The following is a 22525-nucleotide window of genomic DNA, read 5'->3' on the forward strand; positions in this document are numbered from 1 at the left end:
TCACCCCACCATGTTGATCACGGTCTGTATCATCTGATCGACAGCGGTGATGACTTTGGCAGCAGCGCTGAACGCGTGCTGATACTCTATCATGTTCGCCATCTCCTCGTCGAGAGAGACTCCCTTCACCTCTTCACGGGCATTGTCGATCTCCTGTCTGAGGATTTCCGTGTTGTTCTTGAGATTGCTGGCAGTTTCCGCCTCCACACCGAGCTCCGAGACTACTCCCCCGAAGAACTCGTAGAAACTCTCCTTGCCGTTCGATAACATCTTTCTGGTGTAAAGATTCTGTATGGTTTCAAGAAGCTCTGGATTGGCTCCACCCGAAGGTTTGATACTCGTCGCGTTCCAGTCGGAATTTTCCAGAGCGTATCCTACATCGACCGCGAGGTTCGCCGGGTTCGTAATAAGAGAAGAACTCACCTCGAACTGATTGACGATGTTCAAGGGTTCATCGTACGGTGCCCTGTCGAAAGTCAGAATATCCGCAACCTTGAAACGTTCGCTCAACGTGGTGAAATCGTCAGATTTTGAAACCAGGGTGAAAGAAGTGTTCCAGTCAAAAGTAGTGGGATCACCGTCTGGATCAACAAATCCGACGGCTTCGAAAAACCCCTGCGGACCTTTTATTTCCATCATTCTGAGATCGAAATCGTAGAGCGACGACGCCCTGAAGACGAGCGAATGATGGGGTGTCAAATCCGCGAGAACTCCCGTGTTCTTTTCGTTGATCTTTTCAACGAGTGTTTCCAGAGTGTCCACAGCTGGATCTATTTCTATATCCGTGGAGTTAATAGTGATCGTGAAAGGCCTTGTTGGGTCAAAACCGGTTTGACCGTAGAAAATGTTTTCCAGAGTGTCTTTGTATTTCAACACCTCGTAATTTCTCACGAACGCGTTAGACTCCGTGAAGAAGTCATCGTCGCTCAACACCTTGACAGCCGAAGGATCGAAATTGAGCTGCTCATCTGGAACGATCACAAGCATGTTTTCTCCAGTGGATGGATCCGCGTAAATCTGCGCCCTCAAATGCGAAGAAGAATTTATGGAAGCTTCTATATTCGAAAGGTTCACCCCGGAAGAAAGATCCACGCTGATTGTTTCTGTCTGTCTTGTGCCATCTTCAAGGGTGTACTCCACGTTTATGTTGTAAACACCGGAAGACAACCCGGAAAGGTCGGATTCTTTTATGGTTATATACCCTTTTGTCTCGGTGTCGAATCCCATCTGTGACAGAGAATCTCCCAGTGAGAGGAAAAGCCTGTTTCTCAGAGAACCGGTGTTGTCCTCCAGGTAAAGTCTGTATCCTCCCGCATGTGAGCCCACCCTAAGAGAGGTACCGAGCAGGTTCCATGAACCAACGAGGTCACCAATGGTCGTTCCAGCCGAGACGTTCAAAACGTTCGATGAACCGCCACCGAAAGAGAGAACGATGTCATCAAAGTTGAAGCGTCTTCCTTCTATTTCAACTTGGCTGCTTGCGGAATGAAGTCCCGTTACAGTGTGGTAGGGTCCCATCTCGAGCTTTCTGCTTCCTTTGATCCTGAAAATGGAAGGATCATCGCTGAAGGCCTCAATTTTCTTGAAGAAGTTGAGGTTCGTTGTCACTCCGTTCGACTCAAAACCATCCCTGTGAACAAGATTCAATGAGTCCGTTATAAAAAGCACGAATTCATCGAGTTTTCTCATGTACTTCACTATGCTGGAATCCCTCAGATCCATCAACGCCTTCAGCTTCCCATCCGAGAGAATCAACTGAGAGTTTCCAACGAAGAGCTCATGGTATCCTTTTCCGTAAGGTCTTTCCAGCGCCCTAAGCTCTCTATAAGTAGAACCGTTCAAAACGATCTGATTTCCTATCCTCAGGGTGATCTGGCCATCTTCCGCCTCGGTGTAGTTGATATTCGCAAGATTGGAGAGCTCGTCAAGGATCCTGTCTCTTTCATCGAGAAGGTCGTTCGGTGGAGAGTTGAGCATCATGCTGGTTCTGATCTTGTTGTTGAGATCTGCCAGTCTTTTTATCATCTGGTTTATCTCGGACACTCTCTGAACGATCTCATCGTCTATATCTTCTCTGAGCTGCTCCAGTCTTCCGTAGAAATCTTTTATCTGAGAAACCATCTGCTGTGCCCTGGAAACAACCTCCGCCTTCGAGGCTGTGCTGCTGGGGTCGGACATGACTTCTTTGAAAGCGTTCCAGAAGTTGTCCACAAGGCTTCTTATACCATCTTCACCTGGCTCTGCCAGAAGCTGCTCTATGAAATGAAGGTTGGAAAGGACAGTGTCCCAGTAGTTGTATCTGTTGTTCACCTGTCTGTACTGAACGTCGAGGAAGGCATCTCTCAACCTCACAATCGTTTTAACCCTTGCACCGGTTCCCATCTGCAAGGGAAAAGAAGGCTGTGTCAGGGTAGTGAGGGGGATGGGAGGATTCGCCTCTATGACTGGTCTCTGTCTCGAGTAACCGGGTGTGCTGGCATTTGCGATGTTGTGCCCCACAACGTTCATCGCCAACTTGTGCGCGTGTATTCCTGTGAGCGCTGTGTTGAGTATTCCAAACATGGACATATCAGGCATATTCAGGACCTCCCGTTGAACATCGAAGGACCGTCTCTATCGAAGGATCCATTTCGATTGTAGGTGAGTTCATTCCTCTGGAGATTGAACACAAAATCTATGTAATTCAAATGAAAACCTATTGCCTGTTTTAACTTTTCTATCTCGAAGACCAACTTGTTCAGCGTTTCAAAGAAACTCCTTAGCTCTGAGAGCATTTCTTCATCGTCCTTGTAGATTTCCAGAAGATCGATGAGCTTTGTGCCATTTCCATGTGATTCCAGTGAAGATTTCAATCTCTCGTTGCAGGTTTCCATAGAAACGGAAAGTTCCTCAATGCGCGGCAGGATGCTTTCAAGACGTTCGAAGTCCTTATTTATGATCGCTTCTAATTCTTCCTCTAGAAGATTCCTCATGTTCTCCATGAGTCTTATCTTCTCTGTGAGAACCCTCTTCAATTCCTCTCTCATTCGGACAGCTCCTCCAGAATTTTTCGGGCAAGTCTTTCGGTATCGATGAAGTAATTCCCACTTTCTATGGCTTTTTTCAGCTCCTCTACCAGCTGTTCGCGGACAGTTGAGATGTTTTTCGCCTCTTCAGCGAATTTTCTGACATCTTCAACGTGTCGAAGTTCCACATTATCGGTGCTTTCCTTTTTCCTCTTCTCCTTTGATTTTTCTACAGAAGGCTTCTTTATTCCTTCGATGGGATTTATGTCTCCCGGTCCGTTTATTCTGTCTATCATCATTCCACCTCCTTCCGTATAATATTATCGGGTGCTTTTTTGCAAACTTGAATCAGGAGGAAGAAAAGTGTCCAGCATAAAGAAAACGCTCGCTTTCTCTCTGGGAACCTTTTTCTCCCGTATCACGGGTCTCGTTCGTGATATAATTCTCGCAAAAACCTTCGGTGCTTCCTCTACTCTCGATGCCTACTATGTTTCCATAGTCTTTCCGTTCTTCCTCAGGAGGACCTTCGCTGAGGGTGCGATGAGCTCAGCCTTCATGGCAATCTACAAAAAGCTGAAGAACAAAGAAGAAAAAGCACAATTCACCTCGGCCGTACTCACCTCTCTCGGGCTTGTTACTCTCGTCATTGTCTTTCTTTCCGAAGTTTTTCCTTACTTCATGGCATCTATCTTCGCCACAGGTGCCGACGAAGAAGTGAAATCGCTGGCAGCCGATCTCATACGCCTGACAGCTCCATTCATAACCATCGTTTTTGTGTGGGCAGTTTTTTATTCGGTACACAACGCCTCACACAGATACTTCCTTCCCGCGTTGACTCCGATGTTTTCGAACGTAGGTGTGATAGTGGGATGTCTATTCGGTGATGTAAGGTGGGCAGCCGCCGGATTCACGATAGGAGGTCTGGCTGCACTACTGGTTTTACTTCCCTTCGGAAAATTTCGATACAGACCAACATTCAAAGGCCTTGGAGAATTCTACAGACTCTTCTTTGGAACGTTTATGACAATGGCAGTCTCTCAAGTAACCACACTGATCGATGTGAACGTTGCCTCTTTTTTAGACCCAGGTTCTCTCTCTTTGATCCAGCTTTCCAGTCGTCTTTACCAGCTTCCACTCGGTATCTTTGGTGTTGCGGTATCCACCGTTGCACTGTCCACCCTCAGCGAAAGCGAAGGGGATTTTCACGAGAATCTGAAAGATTTCATAAGCAAAAGCCTCTTTCTGACGCTTCCTTCCTCGATTGGATTGATGGCTCTTTCCGAGAGAATCATTTCTCTACTTTTCGGATATGGAGCGTTCACCCATGAAGATGTGAAAAAATCGGCTCAGATACTCTTCATGTACGCAATTGGATTGTGTTTTGTGTCCCTGTTTAACCTTTTATCCCGAGCCTATCACGCTTCGAAAGAAGTGAAGACTCCCTTCTTTGCCACTCTGCTCGTTTCTGCTGTGAACATATCGCTCGACGTGATACTCGGTTTCACCATGGGAGCCTCGGGCATCGCACTTGCGACGAGTGTTTCATACATTGCAGGATTCGTTTTTCTCGCTTTAAGGATGAAACCTTCCTTCGACAAAAAGATTTTCAAAATCAGCCTGGCTTCTGCGGTCATGGGAACTGTGATTCTTCTACTGAGAGGTTCATTCAAAGGGAATCTCGGAACGATCTTTCTGGTACTGATCGGTGTGTTCGTTTATGTGTTGTTTTCGAAACTTCTGAAAATAGAAGAACTCGAAGAGATTCTCAGAAGAGGATCGCACTGAGATATCCAACAACCTCCAGCGTATCGCCCGAAACGTCTCCGCTGGTCGCGTGTTTCAAAATCCTGACATTCTCAAAATCCATGTTCAAAATGGTGGCCACTCCACCGTACCCACACATGCTGATATCTTCTCTCACGAGATATTCGTATAGAAGACTTGGATCCATACCTTCTATCGCTTCTATGATATAAGAATCTTTCCTCAGAGTTGTTCTCTGATCCTCGTAGTGATTCAGATCCGTTGAGGCTATTATCAGAACACCCGGAAACTCAGCCACGAGTTTTGCCAAAGCGCTCGCGAGATCTTCAGCAACCGCAGGACTTTGATCCATCAGACATATGGGAACTATGGAAACCTCTCCGAACACAAACTGAAGAAACGGAATTTGGACCTCAATAGAATGCTCTCTGATGTGAGACATGAAGTCTTCCTCGGCGTATCTGGAATTGCTCAAGATGATCTCCACTGCTCGTTCATTCACCGGAACGACTCCAAGTGGAGTCTCCCATTCCCCCTCTGGCCACACACCCACAGGCCTTCCCAGACCCGTGTGATTTGGTCCGATAATAACCACGACAGAAGGTTCGCCGAACTTAACTGCCTCGAGAAATCCCCACGCAGCAACAGGCCCACTGTAGATGTAACCAGCATGGGGAGAGACAAGGCCAATGGGATTTTGAAGCTTTGTTTCGACAGGGCCAGGCAACTTGCCCGGCCCAATCCTTTTGTCAAGAAAGCACATCCTGATTTGTTCGATGAGTTCATCTCTCCTGGAAGGATAGAAGAGGCCGGCCACAGCCGGCTTTCTTTTCATGGTTCCACCACCCTCACGGTGAGGAATATGACAAGATCTCGTTTTTCTTTGTTTTCGGACTTTGTTCTGAAGAACTGACCTATCACCGGTAGATCACCGAGGAAAGGTAGCTTGCTTTCTGTCACGTTCGTTACTTCTCTGATCAAACCTCCTATCGTTATGGTACTTCCATTCTTCACGATGAGGTGCGTCTGGGCTTCTCGCGTCCTTTCCCCCGGCACTTCATTTATGTAGTTTCCGGGTTCACTGGCCTTCACAAAGAGATCGAGCTCTATGGTGTCGTCGCTTCGCACGAACGGTGTGATACTGAGTTCTATACCGGTCTCGAGGAATTGCACTTCTGGAGTTCCGTCTCCGTTGGTATCTGTAACGTACGGTATTCTGTCACCTATCAATATTCTCGCCTCTTTTCCGCTGGTGGTGACGATTCTGGGACTTGCAAGAATGTCATCGAGAGTGTTGGTCTTTTGATATGAGAATTGAAGGGAAAGGGTATTGTTCAAAATCTCTCCGAAGATCTTTTCGAAATCAAGGTAGTCGGTCACGGAAAAAGATATCTCTACGCCAGAGGACCCTACATTCACATTTTCTCCAGTCAATTCGAGACCAGTTTCTTTACTCAATCTGTCAATCAAAGATCTATCAACTATCTTTGCGGATATCTCTATCTGTTTCGTCGGCTTTTTCAATTTTTCTATGATATTATCCAGCTCTTTCTTTATCGTCTCAGAAATCCCTGTTACCACCATGAAGTTGTTCAGAGAATCCACATAGACCGTTCCTCCGTAGAATTCGATCAAAGCCTTTATTTGATCGAAATTGTGCGGCACATCGTAGATGTAGCGCCTTGCAAGATCCTGTTTGGGTTTTGAGACAACGTACACACCGTTTTTGTTGTCAAATAAATAACCATAGTTCTGAGAGATCAGATCAATAAACTTTTCCCATGCGACATTATCTGCCTTCATCGTGATCTTCTCCGAAGGGATGGAAACAAACATCACCGAAATTCCGAGTTCACTGGCGATCTCTTCGAGAAGATCGTAAAGCGAAGCATCCTCTGCGTTTATAGTCAACTTACCATCCAAAACTTTCACGTAGTCTTTCCTTTCCTTCAAAACGATCTTTTCTTTTTCCGCTTCTACGAGTTCTACAGCTTTTTCCACTTCGTTCTCTGGCCCCTCTACGATCATCTGGCCCATGTTCGGGAAGACCGTGATCTCGACATTTCTGAGGAGTTTCTTCAAGTAAGAAGAAAGTTCGTCAGGATTCACACCGGAAGGTATGGTGACACTTTTCACCGCTTTCTTTTCTGATACAGCTTCTTCCTTTTTCAAGAACGTATCGAGGAGACTTTTCACTCTCTCTGACTGTGAAACAGGAACTTCCACCAGAAGCAGGTTCAACTTGTCAAGATAGACAACTTGTTTGACTTCTGGAACGAGGACTTCCAGGAAGGTCTTGAATTCCTCGAAAGAAAAACCGCTCGGAACTTCCAGCATGAGCCGATCGAACACGTTTTCTTTCACTATCTTCTGGTGTCTCTCGAAGAAAGAACGATACATGCTCGAAAGATCTTCCACCGCTTCTGAAGATCCCTTGAGAACCAGAAGGCCCAGTTGATCGAGACTGAAACAGGTAACATCCGGATACAGCTTACCGGAGAGGTTTATAAATTCATCAACAGGGAAGGAAGAATTCGCTTCGAGGAATTCCACTGTTTCTTCCTTACGTACTTCTCCAAGTTTTTCCACTATGTCTGAGAAGAGTTCCTTTGCCTTCTCGACGTTCTCCTTTGTCCCTTCAAAGTAAACTACTCCGTCCAGTATTTCATAAGTGATTCCGGCGCTGTTTTTCACAACTTCGAGGAGTTTCTCTGGTTCATCAATCCAGCCGGGCAACTTCACAAAGTCGCGTGAGATCTCTACTTCAGAAGAGAAGATTTTCTGAAGAAGATCAGCAGCCTTTTCGACTTCTTCTCTTTCACCGATGACGACAAGTTCATTCCCTAACTCTTCTATGGATACACTGTACAGTTGCAAAACAACGTTTTTCGCTTTATCGATCGGTACATTCTCAGTCTTTTTCACGAATCTTATGATCCTCTCCTCCGAAGAAATTATCTGCAACTCTTCAGCGGCCTTTTGAACGTTTTCTTCTTCCTTCCCACTCAGCATTGCCACCTTCAGAGAAGAAAAGTACTCGAATTCAACACCGTACTTTTCCTTCATGAATCTGCCCAAATCTTCCACATTCTCAGTTTTTAAGGCGATTTTCAAAAATTGTGTGTGTTCACTCAGGAGTTTCTTCAGTTGCTCTTCAACGTTTTCAACGGAACTCCTGGCTCCCTCTATGAAGAGGAAGTTCCCTATTTTTTCCATAGAAACCCCGTACATTCTCGTTATCGCGTCTATCATCTCCTGCTGAATCTCCTCTTTCAATTCCACACTTTTCACGATGAAATTCTTTCTTCTGAGTGACAACAATTTTTCCAGAACGGGGGATACTTTCTCATAGGCTGCTTTTGGAACTGAGATAGCGGCTTTTACATTCTCACCATCGATGTTGAGAAATTTCAGCCTTGAATCCGGTATTCCAAGAAACTGTGCCGCTTCTCTGAGAAAATCCTCTTCACCTTTTTTAATATCCAGATAGAACATCTCACCGAGTTCCAGATTGTTTTCCGCGATGAAATCAATCAGCTTCTGTTCTTCATCTATTGGCACCTGGCACACCACCAAGTTCATGTCCTTGAAAGGCTGGGCATCTATTCCGAGAAGCAAAGTGATAAGCGAAGCAGCGGATTCTGGGTCGTAGGCATAAAAGACAAATTTTTTAGCCGGAATCTGGACCTGTTCTTCTACAGACACCTGCTCGCGAGTTTCCAAAATCTTGATATATCTTTCCACTTTCGAAATCGTCTCAGAATCTCCCACAAGAATCATTCTGGATACCGGCTTTAAGAGATGATACTCGAACTGATACACACTTTTGAGAGCGGTCAGGAGCTCTTCCACTCTCCCTGAATCTACCGAAAAGGAAACTTCCTTTTGCTGGAGGGGTGGAGAAACAGAAAGAAGGCTCGCCACGAGGTCATGTTCTTCCGAGGTTCCATAGACGAAGAGAACAGATTTCGACGGAAGGTAGTCTATCATGGCTTCCTGAGAAATGAGACTCTTTATCCTGTCGGCGACGGTCTGGTTCTCTACCCTGTATATACCCCAGAATCTCTGAAACCTTCCGGATACTTCTTCGTATTTTCCTATGAACATAGTTCCATCCGGGAAATAAGCGTAGGCAACCTCTCCGAACGTAACAAGAAGGTCTCTCAGCGCATCTTCGGGTGTGACATCGTTCAGCTTCAAACTCGTTGTTGCACTTTTGACGCTATCGGAAACAATCACGTTGAGATTTAACCTTTCAGCGAGATATTTCACCATATCTTCGAAAGGCATGTTTTCAAAGGACACATCGATTCTTTCCTTACTTCTTGGGAATTCCATCACTATCGTTTTGTCTTCTACGCGGTAACTCCCTGAGAATGGGACCAGCAGACTCGCGGATACCATAACCCCATTGCCAACGTTCACCACTCGTACACCTTCAACAGGACCAACACCAACGGGAACCATGAACCTGCTGATCTTCATTTGAACCCCTTTCATGAAAATGGAGAACACAGTCTTTGAAGAATTCATTTCTGCCGAAACATCTTCAACCGGTGAAGAAATCTGGATCTCTATGATCACCCGATCATTCTCTATCTTAGGAAGTACCCCTACGAGCTCTGCAGAGAACAACACACTGAACATCAACATGACAAGAATAAGAAGTATTCTCCTCACAGATACCACCCCTCCTCATCTTATTGAAAAAAATCTACCATTTTCCACGTCGAGAACCAGAACACCGAGACTCGAAACGTAGGTGACCACATAATTCCCAAAAGTTGGGCTCTCGCCCGACACCTCAAAGAGCTTTCCTCCATCGGAGAGAAATATTTTTAATCCATCACCCGTTCTTATGAAACCCAGGAATCGATATTTCAGGGTAGGAAGTGTCACAATCAGAGTGTCAGCCGCCTCTTTCCCAAAGCTGAGCGTCACGGAATTGAAAACCCTGTACGAGAATTCTGGAGGATTTTCCTGAGCCGTTTTCTTGAGCAAGGGGTTGATCTGTATTTTGTTCACCAGCGCCGTAAAATCCGTTGGCCTTTCCACCTGAAGAGTTCCGGATTCTCTGTTGCCAGCGAATAAATAGAAAAGAACAAATGACCACACAACCCCCATAATTACGAGAAGAATCACTGTTCTTCGGTTCATTGTTTCACCCTTTCCAATTCAAGGGAGATCTTCACACTGGGTTGAGATATTGAAGTACCGAAAAAGTTGATCGGTATAACTCTTTTCGCATCAATGGTCAAGGTCTTCACTGTCACCCTTCGTGTCTCAGCAAGTTCCTTTAAGAGATCTTCAACTTCTTCAACACTGATTTCTTTTTCGGTGAAATTGTATTGAAATTCAGGTGTATTCATGATCGTCTTTATTATTTCCTCGTATTCCCTTTGCTTCAAGGTGAAAACCTTGAAAGCAGGTGCCAGGTTTTGAAGTCGTTGTTCTAACTCCTTTGTGTTGAACATGAAAATCACAAAATCTGGTACCACAAAGCCAAAGACCAGCACGAGGAGAGTCAAAACGGCGAACCAGATAGCGAACTTCCTGTTTATTCCCCTCACTTTTCCACCGCCTCGTACTCAAGCCTGTACTTTCTCAGGTAAAAACCTTCCGGTAGTTTTTCTTCAAACAGGAGACTTGTACTCACATTCGAGTTTTGAAAAGTACTACTTACAACGTTTTTGGAAACTTCGTAAAACTCAACAATGGCTTTTTCCTGAGAGAAATCAAGATAGCACAGAGTGCGATTCTGATCTTCAAAAATATTCAGCAAAACCTTCACAAAATCCTCCCATTTCTTCCTCTTATCAAGGAAAGCATTCAGTTGATTGACTCTCACTTCCAATGATTTTATTTGGTTCATAAAAACGCTTTCCACACGGGAGATTTCCTCCAGATTTTTGGAAGAATCTTTCGAAAGCTTCACAGAATATGCTCTCAAAACCTCGGAGTAATCACTTTGCAGTCTTTCTATCATTTGTTCTTTCGCATAACTAAAGTAAATATTAAAGGAAACGGGTGGCAGCAACATAACGGCCAACAGTACCAGAAAAGTAGATAACTTTACCTTTCGCTTCTTAAACGGATAGATGTTTAACTTTTCCAATTTCCCTGCCCCCCCTTATCATCAAACCAAGGGTTCCTAAAGATATACCAGGTTTGAAAGAAGGAACGATTCCTTGCTTCAATGCTACTCCTTCGAACTTTTCCAGTGACTGAGAAAGAACTGGTGAAAAGATTGGAGGATCAACGATGTAGAAGAACTGATTGACCCTGCTCAGATTGACTTCATCCAAAGACACTTTGACTTCTCTGTCGAGTTCGATCAAAAAATCTCCAAAATATGGTTGCAAGAAACTAAGATCAACATTCACTGTTCCTTCTATCAATTCCTTGGGTTGAATACCAGTGTTCTCCACCACAATGTCCATATAGTCCCAGAACATCGAAAAGAGCAACCTGAGGGAACGATAGTGGTTGTTTTCGAGAACAACTATGGAATAATAGTCACTCAAGAAAGAAATCACCGTAAGAACACTGGTTCCTTTCAAACGCTTCCCAAAATAAAATTCGAACACTTCAAGATATTTAACGATATCGGGAATAACCACATCCGTTTCTGGGAATTCTTTTTTCATGAGGTCTGTTACAAAACTCTTCACCTGATCAACCTTTGAAACAAAAAACAATCCTTCACCGCCACGAATATCCAACGGAGCAACAACAAGCTGTTCAGGGAGTATACCAAGATTTCTTGATATTTCCATCGTGGCATACTCTACAGCATTTTGCTTGTTCAACGTAGGAGGAACTTTTATATTCATCACCAGCACGTTTTCCATGGACACGTTCGCAACGACTATATCTTCAAGATCTTTTTTCACGTTTCTTGAAAGATTCAGTATAATTTCATCTGATTTCTCCTCATCTGTTATTTCCAGAAGAGATAATTTGTGATCTAACAGCTTCAATTTGGACCCTCTCATTCTCGCACGGGATATCTCCACACAATGTGAACACCAATTTAGGGAAAGGATATCATTGTAGAAAAGCTGCAAGCTATCTCCCCCCGTACAATCTCATTCTGCCAGTGACTGGTTCCACGGTGATCCACCACCCATCTCCATAGACAGTACCTGCTGTGGAGACAAATCCATTTTTGAAAGTGATGTCTTCTCCATCTACAGCTACTTTGGAGAGAAAAATGAATGGAAATTCATAGATTTTCTTTTCATTCTTATGAGGATCGTAAGTTACTATTTTTCCATTGTCTTCTATTATCAAAAGTCCGTTTCTGGATGTTTTTTCAATCATTCTAATCGTCATCACCTTAAAAGCAACAGCCTGATGATCTTTTCCCAGCTTGAACATCAGAGTTGGTATGAAAAATCCCATTATCATCAATGAAATAGCGATGACGATGAGAACTTCGATAATGTTCATCCACCTATACTCCTCTGAAGCTGGAATACCGTGGTGTATATCGAATACGCGAGGAAAGCCACAAATCCACCAACACCTGCTATCAATAGAGGCTCTACCAGAGAAACAAGCTGCTTCACACTGTTTTTCACTATGTCCTCGTAGAAGTCGGCCACTCTTTCCATCACTTCGTCGACTTTTCCAGTCTCTTCTCCTGTTCCGATCATCTCATAAATCAATTGTGGAAAAACTCCACTTTCTGCAAAAGTATCTCGAAGGGTTTTACCTTCAGATATCTTCCGAACCATTTCTTCGGTTTTTCTGATAATGGAAGGTGAACTGGAAGCCTGAGCGGCCATCTTTATGGCATCGGTTATTCTGACACCACTACCCACAAGAATTCCCAGTGTTCTGGCAAATCGTTCGAGCCCCATGTTCTGTCTGAGCTTCCTGACAGGTGGAAAAATAAAGGATAGATATTCCTTTATGTAAACACCGTATTTTGACTTCATCAAAACGAAAATACCGGCTATGATACCCGTCACAAGCACCGAGAACCACGGCCAGTTTTCACTCAAAAATTCATTGGCTTTCAGAAGAGACCGAATCGTGGGTGAGAGTGGAATAGAAGTTCCAAAAGCCCTGACGAGGTTGGGGAGTATGTAGAAACTGATCACAAGGACAATTACCACTGCAAAGAAGAGAACAAAGAGAGGATAAGCCATGGCAGATTTTACCTCATCCTGAAGTCTTTTCATACTTTCGTAAAAGTCCGCAGCCCTCTTCAGGGTTCTGTCAAGGACTCCACCTTCTTCTCCCGCTTCTAACATACTGATCAAAACGTTGTCGAAAACACCTGTTTTTCTGAAAGCTTCTGCTAAAGAGTCCCCCGTTTCAACGTTGAGAGCGATTTCCAGTATAACTTTTCTGAAACGTCTTGAAAAAACCGTTTGACGTGCCAGAATGTTCAACGCTTCTTTTATCCTTATACCGGCTGAAATCATTATGGAAAGCTGTCGGCAGAACGTAGCTATTTCGCTGATTGAGATTTGGAAAAACGTTGAACTTCTCTGCGCTTTTTTTCTCTCCTCCACACGAACAACCATCAATCCTCTCTCAGAAAGGATCGATATCGCTTTCAATTTGTTCTCTGCCTCTATGACCCCCGTTATTTTCTTGCCATTCCCCTCCACGGCCACGTATTTGTAGAAAGGCATATCAGGTGATCATCCCCTTTATCCTGAGGAGTTTTACCACGTGCTGTTTTTCCTGCTCTATAATACCTTTAACAAGAGATCTTGCTTTCTCATTCTTCAAGAGCTCTAAAATTTCGTAATAAAAGATGATGGTTTCCTTTTCAACCGATATAGAAAAATCTATTGCTTCCTCGACAGACTTTTCTTTCAGATATCTTTCCATAACTTCAGGAGATGGAAAGAATTTCCCCTCCACAAAGCTTTTGAGATATTCTTCGGTGTCTTCCATATCGAGGTAAGTCTCCTCTTCGGCTCCCACCTCTTCTCCGATCTTTTCAAAGGTTCTGGCATGTTCGGCTTCCTGTCTGGACATGTAAGAGAAAAATTCCTTTATGTCCGGCTGAGTGAAACGTTCGGCAATTTTTCTGTAAAACTCTTCTCCCTCTTTCTCTACTCTGACCGCTATGTTCAGCAATTCCTTTGCAGAAAACATGCTCACACCTCCTTGATGAAATTATAAAACATTTCTTTTAGATTTTGAACATCTTCTATTTTCATAATTTTCTCTCTGAATCTCCTTGCGCCTTTCAGATCTTTTGTATAACCTGCCAGAAACTTTCTCATTTCCACAACCGCTTTTCTTTCACCCTTCGTCTTTATCAACAGCTCGAGATGTCTTTCGAACGTTCTAAGAATCTCTTCCCGGGACGGTTCAGAGTACTTTCCGCTTCGGAGGAAATCCTTTATCTGTTTGAAAATCCAAGGTCTTCCTATAGCACCTCTCGCTACCAGAAGACCATCACATCCGCTTTCTTCCAGAGCCCTCTTGGCGTCTTCTGGAGTGAAGATATCACCACTCACAAAGGTAGGAATTCTCTTTTCCAGAACACTCAACGCCTTCCATTCAGCCCTCCCAGTGAAACTCTGAACCACCGTTCTCGTGTGAATGAATACCTCATCCACCCCTTCCTCAACGAGTATTCGATATATCTCCTCGACTTCATTTTTCTCCCATCCAAGGCGAGTTTTCACAGAAAATTTGCCAGAAACACTCTTTCTGAGCTCCCTCACAATGTATCGAAAATGTCTCAAATCTTTCAACAAAGCTCCGCCTGCTCCTTTTTTTACAACTTTTCTCACAGGGCAACCAGCGTTCAAATCTATCCACTTGTACTTTTCAGAGAGAATCCTCGCTGCCTCAGAAAGTTCGTTCGGTTCGCTTCCAAAGATCTGGACCGCCACGTTTCTTTCATGTGGTTGTGGTAAGAGTTCTTCTGTTTTTTGAGAGTTCATGAGAAAACCCTTTGCACTCACCATTTCAGAGAAAGCAAAATCCGCACCCCATTCGAAAGCCAGAGTGCGGAATGCTGAATCAGTGTATCCAGCCATCGGCGCAAGACCGACTTTAACCTCCATAGAAAACCTCCACTTCCTTCCTGATCTCCTCTGGTACAAACCCTTTCAAAGTCTTCCCGAGTCTGGCCCTTTCGCGGATCTCCGTAGAAGAAATTTGAACGATAGGCATATCCAGAAACACAATCTCGCTCAGATCTCCTAATACTCTCCTGGCGTGCTCATGATAAGGTTTCCCGCAGTACCTCGGATAAACAACCAGGGTGGATTTTTTTAGGATATCGCGGTATCTGTACCATTTCTCAAAGTAGGAGAGCGCATCTTCACCAACGATAAAGAACGGTTTTGTTTTGTAGATCTCTGAAAAATACTCTATCGTGAAGATAGAGTAAGAAACGCCCCCTCTCCTCTTCTCATAATCATTCACTTCCACCTTCTCCATCCCTTCGAAGACTTTTTTCAACCACTCGAATCTCTTTTCAAAGGGGGCGACTGTTTTCTTGTGTGGCGGATTGAAAACGGGTACAACGATCAACCGATCCAGATCGAGAATTTCAAGCGTATAGACACTCACAAGTACATGACCGGTATGAACGGGATCGAACGAGCCCCCAAATATGCCTATTCTATTCCCTGTATTCAAACTCGAAGTCTCCGATCCTGACAACATCCCCTTCCTTCACCCCGGCTTCTTTTAACTTATTGTTTAGACCGTTTTTCTCCAGAACCTGTAAAAGCATCAATCTCGCGTCCCTCTGATTCAGGTCGAATCTCTCTATCCAGACTCTAAGGTTCTCTCCTTCAACCACCCAGTATCCCTCATCTTCTTTGACGACCTCTAAATGGAATTTCTCAGGAAGCCTCCTCCAGACAGGTGAAGGCTTCACGAATCTTTCTTCTTTTCTTTCTGGTTTCTCTACCTTCATTTCCCTGACGATGGAGGCCAGCTTCGAAACAAGCAGATCTATTCCTTCACCTGTCACAGCAGAGACAGGGATCACCTCTCGGTCGGTAGCATCTCTCAGTCTCTTCAGAATTTTCTCCCGTTCTTCTTTGCCGAGAAGGTCTATCTTGTTTGCAACCACTATTTCGGGCTTCTCCAAAAGGAACGGGGAGTACTTCTTCATTTCTTCTCTTATGACGAAGTAATCTCTCACCGGATCTTCTCTCTCATAGCCACTCACATCGATCACATGGGCTATCAAGTAGCACCTTTCAACATGCCTCAAAAATACGTTTCCAAGACCTACTCCTTCACTTGCACCTTCGATGAGACCGGGAATGTCCGCCACCACAAAGCTGAAGTCATCGTATTTCACCACTCCCAGATTAGGTATGAGTGTTGTGAACGGATAATTCGCTATCTTGGGTCTTGCGTTGCTGATGCGCGATATGAGGGAAGACTTTCCCACGTTCGGGTATCCAACGAGTCCAACATCTGCCAGTATCTTCAGTTCAAGTTCGAGCCATCTGGACTCACCTTTTTCGCCGCGTTCTGCTATCAAAGGAGCCTGCTTTGTGGATGTTGCAAAATGGGCGTTCCCTCTCCCACCTCTTCCACCACGTGCCACACATACGATCTTTCCCGGTTCGTTCAAATCGGCGATGACTTCTCCAGTAACGGCGTCCTTGACCACAGTCCCTACCGGCACGTCTATGAAAAGATCCTTACCGTTTCTTCCTTTCATTTTCTTTCCCATGCCGTGCTTTCCGTTTTCTGCCACGAATTTCCTCTTATTCACAAACTCTATCAATGTGGAGACGGAAGGATTGGCCCTGAGGAAGACGAATCCTCCATCACCGCCGTCTCCACCATCAGGGCCACCCTTTGGAACGTATTTCTCTCTTCTGAAGCTCACACAACCGTTTCCTCCGTCACCGGCTTTCACGAAGATTTTCACTCTGTCAACAAAATCCGCTCTCTCTATGTTCAACTCGAGACCCTCCTGAACATCTTATCAATCGTGTCTATCTTTTTCAAAAGATCCAGATTTTCCAGTTCCTCCAGTGCATCTCTTATCAAGACCTTTTCTTTTTTGAAAATGTTCAGATTTATAAGGAGGTCAACCGTTCCTTCTGTTGTCTCCAATTGTTTAGCCAATGAGGCTTTGAATCTGTCCTTGTACTTAGAGATTTCATGAAATGGAGAAAGACGGAAGTTCTTTCCATAGTGTATTCTATCTCCAATCGCCGAAAGCTCCAGGAAGACCTCTCCCGCTGTTTCTCTTAGGAAACTGTAAAGAAATATTGTTTCTAACCTGCTCAGGTTAAACGTCTTGAAGAAATTTCTCGGTCTGATATGAACCTTTGGAGCTTTTGAAGGCTTGGGAAATTTCATTTTTTCCAATTCCTTCAACACTTCCGATTTCATGGCACCGGCTGCCACTGAAAAGATCAACCCACCACCAATTTCCAGGAAGATCTGTGGAGGGAGTGCCAGCAATTTGCGAACTGCCTCCAGAAGACTTTCCGCTTCGTCAGAAGTTCCCCAGACCTTGAGTTTAGAGAATTCCGCATCAATGTGCTTTGAAACATCGAAGTATTCGGGAAGTTCTTTCTTCAGAATTCCCACAAGGTCATCGAAGGTTCTCAACAGAGAACCTCGCAATTCAGGAGGTTCGTGTCTCCAGCCAATGTTGAAAACCATCGAAAAACAAAAGCTCTTCAGTGGTTTTCCCTCGAATATCAACTCCATTCCTTCCAACTCCTCATTATCTCGTCGAAGTTGTATCCCTTCAATTCTGCTCTTTTTCTGACAAACTCGAGGAATTCTTCCTCACTCATCATTTTTACTTTCAACATCTTCGCTCTTTCGTACTTGGAGCCGGGATTTTCACCCACTATGAGATAATCCGTGTTCCTGCTCACAGAGTTGACGACTTTTGCTCCCAGCTTCTCGAGGAACTCTATTATTTCTTCCCTTGTAAAGTTCTTCAAGGTACCTGTCACGGCGAAAGTCAATCCCCTCAGGATATCGAGTTTCACAACTTTCTCTTCGAGCTTCACTCCGGCTTTTTTGAGTTTTTCAATGATTTCCCTTGTTTTTGGATTTCGGAAGTACTCAACGATGCTCTTTGCGATTTCTGGACCGATTCCCGGTATGTCCTTTAGTGTTTCATAAGAAGCATCTGCAATTGCTTCCAGGGATTTGAAATGCTCCGCGAGAATCTTTGCCGTCTTCTGACCTACCATGGGAATTCCAAGACCCGTTATCAGTTTGTGAAGCGGTCTCTTCTTCGCCTCTTCTATCTCTTGGAGAATCTTCGCTATCGTTCGCTGACCGATCCCCGGTCCAAGCTGAGCGAGATCGAAAGGAGTAAGGTAGAAGATATCTGCTATATCCTTTACGAGACCAGCATCGACTAGTCTGTCTATCAGCTTCTCCCCGAGTCCTTCAATATCGAGAGCCTCTCTGGAAACCAGAGTCCTCAAAGCTCTCTTCAGTTTAGCAGGACAATGCGGGTTTAGACACCTGATAGCAACCTCGTCGGGATTCAACTTTCCTACTTTCCCACCACAGACAGGGCACTTATCGGGTGGTTTTATTTCCTTTTCGTTGCCAGTTCTCAATTCTGGTATCGATTTGACTATCTGAGGAATGATTCCACCGGCTTTTTCCACAAAGACGTAGTCTCCTATTCTGATATCTTTTTCTCTTATGTACTCGAAATTGTGCAGTGAAGCTCTCTTCACGATCGTTCCAGCGAGCTGAACGGGTTCGAGCTCGGCAACGGGTGTGAGAACACCTGTTCTTCCAACCTGGATGGTGACATCCAGCACCCTAGTTCTTGCCTGCTCAGCAGGAAACTTGAACGCGATAGCCCATCGTGGTGCTTTCGATGTCTCACCGAGAATTCTCTGGAAATCGAATCTGTTCACCTTCACCACAACGCCATCAACCCAATAATCCAACTCCCTTTTTCTTTCTTTCCATTCCTTCCAGTAATCGATCACTTCCTGAATGTTTTTGCACAGTCTGGAGTGTGGATTCACCTTGAAACCGAGTTCTTTCAGAAACTGAAGAGCTTCCCATTGTGTTTTCAGACCGTAGTTTTCAGGATGAACCACATAGTAAATGAACGAATCCAGACGCCTTGCCGCAACAAGAGCCGTGTTCAACTGCCGAAGCGTTCCTGCAGCGGCATTCCTTGGGTTGGCAAAGGGAGGAAGTCCTTCTTCTTCTCTTTCATCGTTCAATCTTTTGAATTCATCCACAGGCATGTATATTTCCCCTCTCACTTCTATGGTGACGGGCTTTCTCAGACGAAGTGGAATACTGCGTACGGTTTTCACATTCTCGGAGACGTCTTCTCCTTCTATTCCATCTCCTCGTGTCGCTCCCAGAACGAACCTTCCGTTCTCATATCTAAGAGCTATGGAAACGCCGTCTATCTTCAGCTCGGCAACGTACTCGACTTCTGCCTCCTGAAGAGCTTTTTTAACACGCCGATCGAATTCGAGAATCTCTTCTTCGTTGTACGTGTTATCCAGACTCAACATAGGAACGGAATGCTTTACCGTTTTAAAACCTTCGAGTACCTTTCCCCCTACCCTCTGAGTTGGCGAATCCGGTGTAACCAGTTCTGGATACATCCTTTCCAGTTCAATGAGCCTTCTCATGAGTCTATCGTACTCTTCGTCCGTAATAACTGGATCGTTCAAAACGTAGTATCTGTAGTTGTGATACTCGATCTCCTCTCTGAGCCTTTCCACTTCTTCAATTACTTCCTTTGGGATCTTTCTCTCACTCATTCTTGATCACCCCTTGTCTATAGTATAATCCCGAATGGGGAGTTGAGACGATGAAAAAATGGATTTTTCTGTTCTTGTTATTTCTGGTTGTACCCGTTCTTTCCTATGCCATCGATTTAGAAAATGTCACCGCACAGTTTCAAAAGCTGGTGGAAGATTACGAAAGTGGATTCCCCCAGGATCCATTCGTGAGTTATGTAAAAGAAAACATCCCTCAACTTCAAAAGTACAGAATCTTTCGAAGATTTCTTGCAGGAAGTGTGGAAAAAACTGAGTTTGCAAAGACTCCGGGTGACTACCTGTTCGTGCTCTATCAGAACTGGAAAGAAACCAACTGGGAAAGAAAACTCTCCAACGTTCTTTTCCTCTCTTACCTGCAGTCCATGATGTCCGGTTCAAAGCCTTCAGAGAGTGTCCTGAAAAATTCTCCTGCCTTCAATTCCTTCTTTGCCGAATACAGAATGTTCGTTCGCTCCAACGCGTTGAACCTTCTCAGATGGATTCTAGCCTATTACACAGGAGGAACAAACACCCCTCCACCTGTTGAATTTAACCTGGGTATCAGAAACACAGGGTTCTCTTTCAATGTGAATCATGATGTTCATCCAGATATTTTGAAAGTCCTACCTGAAGATCTGGAAGCGAAATTAAAAGAAGCGATCGAGGAAATCGCCTCTTCGAAAAACCAGGCCGAGTACACTCGAAACATAAACAGGCAGGCGAGTCTTCTGTGGAAAGAATTCGAAAGTAATATCTCTGCGCTTCAGAACGAAGTAGCGGACGTTTTTGAAAACACCTCGCCATCGATCTCCAACTTCTGGTGGATCCGGTTTGTCGTCTACGGAATTCTTCTGGTGATTTTCCTGAGAAAGTATCGAACGATACTGCAGTTCATCATCGCCGCAGAGATTCTGTTCATCTGGGTGACAAAATCGCTGTATCTCAACACCGTTGAAAATATGATCTTTTCGACAGTTGTCGTTTTCATGTTCATCTTTTTCAATTTTATCCTCCTTGTCAGAAGAAGGTATCTTTATCCACTGCTCTCACTGATATTTGTTTTCCTCCTTTTCATCCCGTCGTACATCTCAATCAGGGAGATGGGTATGGATAGTGCTTTTGAGAACTCACCGTATTACGATCAACTGAAATTTGAGGTGTTTGAAGGTTCTGACTCGCCTGTGAAAACGGCCATCAGAAGAATGAACACGATCGCTCTTTCAAGCAAAGAACACACAAAGCAAATAGTAGAAACCTTGGGGTCTCTACCAGAAGAACTGTTGAAAATTGGAGCTCTAAAATCGATAGAACCCACCAAGAACGGACTTTTCTTTCTGTTGAATGAACGTTCAAAATTCTTCACCACAGCCGGGTTCGAAGACAGATTGGATTTAACCGGTAAAATCGAAGGCGATCTGAGTGATTACCTCTCACAGGAAAAATCCAGGTACAGAAAATACAGAAGAGAAATCAATTCACTGGACCAGCTCATAAAAAAGATCACCTCGTACACTTCCGAAAAATTCTCACAGGATTTCGAAAGAGAACTGACAAACACCATTGAAAGGTACCCACTCATTGCAGGTGTTTCTTTCTCCTATTCAACGGAGAAAAGCTATCTTTCGCTGAAACCTTATCGCACTATGAATGGATTGATCGGCATCTTCACTTTCTTTTTGCTTTTCTTCTCCGCTGTTCTTGGAGGAAGATACTTGCTCTTTCCCGCAGCGGCGACTCTGTTCACTTCCATCCTTTCGATGATCAAATGGAAACACCTCGAAGTCTTCGTGGAAAGCGGTATTTTCCCTCTGATCATCGAAACTTCGTCCACTCACACCTTCCACATCGAGGTGTTCTTGATATTCGTTTCCCTGTTTCTTCTCTATAAAAACTTCATGAAAAGGAGGGTGAAAGCATGAGAAAGTTTCTCGTTATTTCTTTGATGATTTTCGCGGTTGCTCTGTTTGGTTTCAAAGTCATTATGGTGACGGACGTCGGGGGACTCGGTGACAAATCCTTCAACGACGGAACGTGGGCAGGAATAAAGCAGGCCGCAGAAGAACTCGGAATAGAAGCGAAAGTGATACAATCTTACGAGCAGTCCGACTACATACCGAACCTCAGCAAAGCAGCGGAAGAAGCTGATCTCGTGTTCGCTGTTGGTTTCATGATGACGAATGATCTCTTTAAAGTGGCAAAGCAATATCCGGACACGTACTTTGTGGGAATAGACATCACGCCTCCCGAGGGCCAGATTCTCCCGAACGTACTCACATTCACCTTCAAAGAACAGGAAGCCGCTTTCTTGGTGGGGTACGTGGCAGCCGCCATGACGAAGACCGGAATGGTTGGATTCGTCGGAGGAATCCCGATACCCCCCGTGGAAAGGTTCAGATACGGTTACGAGGCTGGTATAAAGACCTATTCGGTTCTCCACAAAAAGAACGTGAAAATCTTGAGAGGCTACACACAGGATTTCGAAGATCCGAAGAAGGGTAAAGACCTCGCCATGTCTCAGTTCGCGGAAGGAGCCGACATCGTGTTCCACGCCTCCGGTGCCTGTGGAAACGGAGTTATAGAAGCTGCCAGGGAGAAGTTCTCAGCACTGGCTGGTTCCGACAAACTCGTTGACCTTATAGATTACTACACAACGAACGGAAAGGGATTCTTCGCCATAGGAGTGGACATGGACCAGGATTACATGGCTCCCGGTGCTGTTCTGACAAGCGCGATGAAGAGAGTGGACGTAGCGTCTTACTACGGAGTTGTCTGGGCGTACGAAGGAACGTTCGAAGGTGGGCACAGGGTTCTTGGAATCTCCGAAGACGCAGTTGGAATAAGTCCGATGAAGTACACGAAAGGACTCGTTCCCAACAGAGTCATAGCCGAACTTCTTTACCTTGAAAAATTGATGAAAGAAGGCACTCTGAAAGTCCCAGAGACTCAGGAAGAGCTTGACGCTTTCGAAGTTCCACAAATCGAATTCCCATTCTGAGGGGGAGTCCTCCCCCTCTTTTCAGGGGT

At 44.7% G+C, this 22525-nt stretch carries 20 protein-coding genes; 3 read left to right on the top strand and 17 right to left on the bottom strand.

Annotation, left to right across the window (positions count from 1 at the left end; genetic code table 11):
- The 3 genes from flgK to flgM are packed head-to-tail and all read right to left on the bottom strand — an operon-like array spanning position 1 to position 3301.
- Positions 1-2577: a flagellar hook-associated protein FlgK gene (gene flgK / locus AS158_RS06740; RefSeq protein ID WP_165304773.1), complete on the bottom strand. Its 2577-nt coding sequence runs from the start codon at positions 2575-2577 to the stop codon at positions 1-3.
- Positions 2578-2579: 2 nt separating this feature from the next.
- Entirely contained in the window at positions 2580-3026 is a 447-nt protein-coding gene (locus tag AS158_RS06745) for a flagellar protein FlgN (RefSeq protein ID WP_004082610.1), read from the bottom strand.
- Complete coding sequence (gene flgM / locus AS158_RS06750) at positions 3023-3301, bottom strand: flagellar biosynthesis anti-sigma factor FlgM (RefSeq protein WP_029683644.1); 279 nt, start codon at positions 3299-3301, stop codon at positions 3023-3025. The genes AS158_RS06745 and flgM overlap by 4 nt, the downstream gene beginning before the upstream one ends.
- 67 nt (positions 3302-3368) lie before the next feature.
- Here flgM and murJ point away from each other — a divergent pair, with 67 nt between their 5' ends.
- Complete coding sequence (gene murJ / locus AS158_RS06755) at positions 3369-4790, top strand: murein biosynthesis integral membrane protein MurJ (RefSeq protein WP_029683643.1); 1422 nt, start codon at positions 3369-3371, stop codon at positions 4788-4790.
- Here murJ and amrB read toward each other — a convergent pair.
- The 14 genes from amrB to ligA form a co-directional block, all read right to left on the bottom strand.
- A complete protein-coding gene (amrB, locus tag AS158_RS06760) occupies positions 4771-5604 on the bottom strand; it encodes an AmmeMemoRadiSam system protein B (RefSeq protein WP_165304774.1) in 834 nt (277 codons plus the stop codon). The genes murJ and amrB overlap by 20 nt on opposite strands.
- Positions 5601-9449: a type IV pilus secretin PilQ gene (locus AS158_RS06765; protein ID WP_165304775.1), complete on the bottom strand. Its 3849-nt coding sequence runs from the start codon at positions 9447-9449 to the stop codon at positions 5601-5603. Before AS158_RS06765 ends, amrB begins: the two co-directional genes overlap by 4 nt.
- A 15-nt stretch (positions 9450-9464) precedes the next feature.
- A complete protein-coding gene (locus AS158_RS06770) occupies positions 9465-9893 on the bottom strand; it encodes a hypothetical protein (RefSeq protein ID WP_228378909.1) in 429 nt (142 codons plus the stop codon).
- A gap of 29 nt (positions 9894-9922) precedes the next feature.
- Positions 9923-10339 (bottom strand): hypothetical protein, encoded by a 417-nt coding sequence (locus AS158_RS06775; RefSeq protein WP_004082622.1) that lies wholly within the window; start codon positions 10337-10339, stop codon positions 9923-9925.
- Positions 10336-10884 carry a hypothetical protein gene (locus AS158_RS06780; RefSeq protein WP_004082632.1) on the bottom strand — a complete coding sequence of 183 codons (549 nt, stop codon included), beginning with the start codon at positions 10882-10884 and terminating at the stop codon, positions 10336-10338. Before AS158_RS06780 ends, AS158_RS06775 begins: the two co-directional genes overlap by 4 nt.
- Positions 10856-11749 carry a hypothetical protein gene (locus AS158_RS06785; protein WP_010865048.1) on the bottom strand — a complete coding sequence of 298 codons (894 nt, stop codon included), beginning with the start codon at positions 11747-11749 and terminating at the stop codon, positions 10856-10858. The genes AS158_RS06780 and AS158_RS06785 overlap by 29 nt, the downstream gene beginning before the upstream one ends.
- Positions 11750-11837: 88 nt before the next feature.
- Entirely contained in the window at positions 11838-12221 is a 384-nt protein-coding gene (locus AS158_RS06790) for a hypothetical protein (RefSeq protein WP_004082636.1), read from the bottom strand.
- Positions 12218-13417 carry a type II secretion system F family protein gene (locus AS158_RS06795; protein ID WP_165304776.1) on the bottom strand — a complete coding sequence of 400 codons (1200 nt, stop codon included), beginning with the start codon at positions 13415-13417 and terminating at the stop codon, positions 12218-12220. The genes AS158_RS06790 and AS158_RS06795 overlap by 4 nt, the downstream gene beginning before the upstream one ends.
- A gap of 1 nt (position 13418) precedes the next feature.
- Positions 13419-13889 carry a ferritin family protein gene (locus tag AS158_RS06800; RefSeq protein WP_008194070.1) on the bottom strand — a complete coding sequence of 157 codons (471 nt, stop codon included), beginning with the start codon at positions 13887-13889 and terminating at the stop codon, positions 13419-13421.
- Positions 13890-13891: 2 nt separating this feature from the next.
- The gene (dusB, locus tag AS158_RS06805; RefSeq protein WP_008194067.1) at positions 13892-14812 is read right to left on the bottom strand and encodes a tRNA dihydrouridine synthase DusB; all 921 of its coding nucleotides are present in this window, start codon (positions 14810-14812) and stop codon (positions 13892-13894) included.
- Entirely contained in the window at positions 14802-15419 is a 618-nt protein-coding gene (nadD, locus tag AS158_RS06810) for a nicotinate (nicotinamide) nucleotide adenylyltransferase (RefSeq protein WP_038050894.1), read from the bottom strand. Before nadD ends, dusB begins: the two co-directional genes overlap by 11 nt.
- Positions 15376-16683, bottom strand: coding sequence for a GTPase ObgE (gene obgE / locus AS158_RS06815; protein ID WP_008194062.1), 1308 nt, complete (start codon positions 16681-16683; stop codon positions 15376-15378). The genes nadD and obgE overlap by 44 nt, the downstream gene beginning before the upstream one ends.
- Positions 16680-17444: a hypothetical protein gene (locus AS158_RS06820; RefSeq protein WP_008194060.1), complete on the bottom strand. Its 765-nt coding sequence runs from the start codon at positions 17442-17444 to the stop codon at positions 16680-16682. The genes obgE and AS158_RS06820 overlap by 4 nt, the downstream gene beginning before the upstream one ends.
- Positions 17435-19501, bottom strand: coding sequence for an NAD-dependent DNA ligase LigA (gene ligA / locus AS158_RS06825; RefSeq protein ID WP_008194058.1), 2067 nt, complete (start codon positions 19499-19501; stop codon positions 17435-17437). Before ligA ends, AS158_RS06820 begins: the two co-directional genes overlap by 10 nt.
- A 50-nt stretch (positions 19502-19551) precedes the next feature.
- Here ligA and AS158_RS06830 point away from each other — a divergent pair, with 50 nt between their 5' ends.
- Together AS158_RS06830 and AS158_RS06835 are read left to right on the top strand one after the other, a co-directional pair.
- Complete coding sequence (locus AS158_RS06830; protein ID WP_004082649.1) at positions 19552-21420, top strand: hypothetical protein; 1869 nt, start codon at positions 19552-19554, stop codon at positions 21418-21420.
- Positions 21417-22496, top strand: a complete 1080-nt coding sequence (locus AS158_RS06835) for a BMP family ABC transporter substrate-binding protein (RefSeq protein ID WP_004082657.1) — start codon at positions 21417-21419, stop codon at positions 22494-22496. The genes AS158_RS06830 and AS158_RS06835 overlap by 4 nt, the downstream gene beginning before the upstream one ends.
- Positions 22497-22525 lie beyond the last annotated feature (29 nt).

The organism is Thermotoga sp. 38H-to (assembly GCF_011057665.1).
Lineage (GTDB): Bacteria > Thermotogota > Thermotogae > Thermotogales > Thermotogaceae > Thermotoga.

Coding starts and splice junctions, on each gene's coding strand:
- flgK (WP_165304773.1), bottom strand. CDS start 2,577: ATGCCTGATATGTCCATGTTTGGAATACTCAACACAGCGCTCACAGGA.
- AS158_RS06745 (WP_004082610.1), bottom strand. CDS start 3,026: ATGAGAGAGGAATTGAAGAGGGTTCTCACAGAGAAGATAAGACTCATG.
- flgM (WP_029683644.1), bottom strand. CDS start 3,301: ATGATAGACAGAATAAACGGACCGGGAGACATAAATCCCATCGAAGGA.
- amrB (WP_165304774.1), bottom strand. CDS start 5,604: ATGAAAAGAAAGCCGGCTGTGGCCGGCCTCTTCTATCCTTCCAGGAGA.
- AS158_RS06770 (WP_228378909.1), bottom strand. CDS start 9,893: ATGGGGGTTGTGTGGTCATTTGTTCTTTTCTATTTATTCGCTGGCAAC.
- AS158_RS06790 (WP_004082636.1), bottom strand. CDS start 12,221: ATGAACATTATCGAAGTTCTCATCGTCATCGCTATTTCATTGATGATA.
- AS158_RS06795 (WP_165304776.1), bottom strand. CDS start 13,417: ATGCCTTTCTACAAATACGTGGCCGTGGAGGGGAATGGCAAGAAAATA.
- AS158_RS06800 (WP_008194070.1), bottom strand. CDS start 13,889: ATGTTTTCTGCAAAGGAATTGCTGAACATAGCGGTCAGAGTAGAGAAA.
- dusB (WP_008194067.1), bottom strand. CDS start 14,812: ATGGAGGTTAAAGTCGGTCTTGCGCCGATGGCTGGATACACTGATTCA.
- nadD (WP_038050894.1), bottom strand. CDS start 15,419: ATGTTGTCAGGATCGGAGACTTCGAGTTTGAATACAGGGAATAGAATA.
- AS158_RS06820 (WP_008194060.1), bottom strand. CDS start 17,444: ATGGAGTTGATATTCGAGGGAAAACCACTGAAGAGCTTTTGTTTTTCG.
- ligA (WP_008194058.1), bottom strand. CDS start 19,501: ATGAGTGAGAGAAAGATCCCAAAGGAAGTAATTGAAGAAGTGGAAAGG.
- AS158_RS06830 (WP_004082649.1), top strand. CDS start 19,552: ATGAAAAAATGGATTTTTCTGTTCTTGTTATTTCTGGTTGTACCCGTT.
- AS158_RS06835 (WP_004082657.1), top strand. CDS start 21,417: ATGAGAAAGTTTCTCGTTATTTCTTTGATGATTTTCGCGGTTGCTCTG.